The sequence below is a fragment of the Luteimonas sp. FCS-9 genome, from assembly GCF_001014645.1.
GTDB lineage: Bacteria > Pseudomonadota > Gammaproteobacteria > Xanthomonadales > Xanthomonadaceae > Luteimonas.
In genome coordinates this window covers 1-1,554 of sequence record NZ_LASZ01000054.1, presented here as the reverse complement: position 1 = coordinate 1,554, position 1,554 = coordinate 1, and the positions used below count along the sequence as shown (strand labels likewise).

Here is a 1,554-nt window from a genome sequence, read left to right as displayed (position 1 = left end):
CAATCCCGCGCTGGGCCTGCGCGGCGTGCGCTTGTCGATGGCGCGCAACGGGCTGCTGGAGACCCAGCTGCGGGCGATCGCGCGGGCCTCGGGCTACGGTCCGGTACGCGTGCTGGTGCCGATGGTCAGCGGCCGCGAGGAAATCGTCGCGGTGCGCCGGCTGCTCGAACGCGTGCAGCGCGACCTGCGCGCCGAGGGCCACGAGACCGCCGAGCGCATCGCGCTGGGCGCGATGATCGAGGTGCCGTCGGCGGCGATCGCCCTGCCCACGTTCGTGCGCGAACTCGACTTCCTGTCGATCGGCACCAACGACCTGGTCCAGTACCTGCTGGCCGCCGACCGCAACAACGACGCGCTCGGCGACCTGTACTCGCCGCTGCACCCGGCGGTGATCCGCTTGCTGCACGGCATCGTGCGCGCGGCGCCGCCTGAGTCCAAGCGCGGGCGCGCGACCTGCGAGCTGCGAGCGGGCAACGCCGGCGTCGCTGGTCGCATTTGCCCTGATCACCGCCCGGCCGCCGCGCCCCGCAGGTTCCGTCGCGGCGCGACGACCGGCGAACGATCCGTCCCGGGCCGGCATGACTGTGGCGTGAGGTCGCCGGCGTCTTCCCGCCGCTCGACCGTTCCTATTCCGCAGCGCAGCGCGGATAATGGCCGGATGCACATCTGACCTGTCGCGCCGCCGTCCGTCGCGACGCGCAACGGAGCCGTCCATGGCCGAAGCCGTCCGCCACGACAAGACCGCGCGCCAGCTGCGCCTGCTCTCCGACGCCCTCGACAGCGGGCGGCTGGGGCCGGTGCGGCGCATGGTCAACACGCTGGCACCGGCCGAGATCGGCAACCTGCTCGAGTCGCTGCCGCACGACAAGCGCATCGTGGTCTGGGGCCTGGTCGATGCCGACGACGACGGCGAGGTGCTGGTGCACGTCGGCGACGAGGTCCGCGAGAGCCTGATCGCGGACATGGATCCCGACGAGCTGGTCGCCGCGGTCGAGGACCTCGACATCGACGACCTCGCCGATCTCGTCGAGGACCTGCCCGACGCGGTCATCGACACGCTGCTGCGTTCGATGGACCGCGAGAACCGCGAGCGGCTGGAGCAGGTGCTCTCGTATCCGGAGGACACCGCCGGCCGCCTGATGAACCCCGACGTGGTGACGGTGCGCGCCGACACCACCGTCGACGTGGTGCTGCGGTTCCTGCGCCTGCGCGGCGAACTGCCCGATCACACCGACCACCTGTACGTCGTCAACCGCCGCCACCAGCTGATCGGCTGGGTCGCGCTGCAGGACCTGGTGACCCGCGACCCCGGCACGCCGATCAACCGGCTGATCGACGACGAGCTCGACTCGATCCACGTCGACGAATCGGCCGACCAGGTCGCGCGCCAGTTCTCCGACAACGACTGGGTGTCCGCGCCGGTGGTCGACGACGGCAACGTGCTGCTGGGCCGCATCACCGTCGACGACGTCGTCGACATCATTCGCGAGCAGGCCGAGCACCAGGCGCTGGGCGCGGCCGGCCTGGACGAGGACGAGGACCTGTTCTCGCCGA

Annotated in this window: 1 protein-coding gene and 1 pseudogene; both read left to right on the top strand. The window is 71.4% G+C overall.

The genetic code is table 11. The annotated features are described in order from the left end of the window. Nucleotides 1–403 (top strand): annotated as a pseudogene (locus WQ56_RS19400) (putative PEP-binding protein); the annotation flags it as partial. A gap of 310 nt (nucleotides 404–713) precedes the next feature. Continuing rightward, the coding region (locus tag WQ56_RS17460; RefSeq protein WP_047138402.1) for a CBS domain-containing protein at nucleotides 714–1,554 on the top strand (841 nt) is incomplete at its 3' end.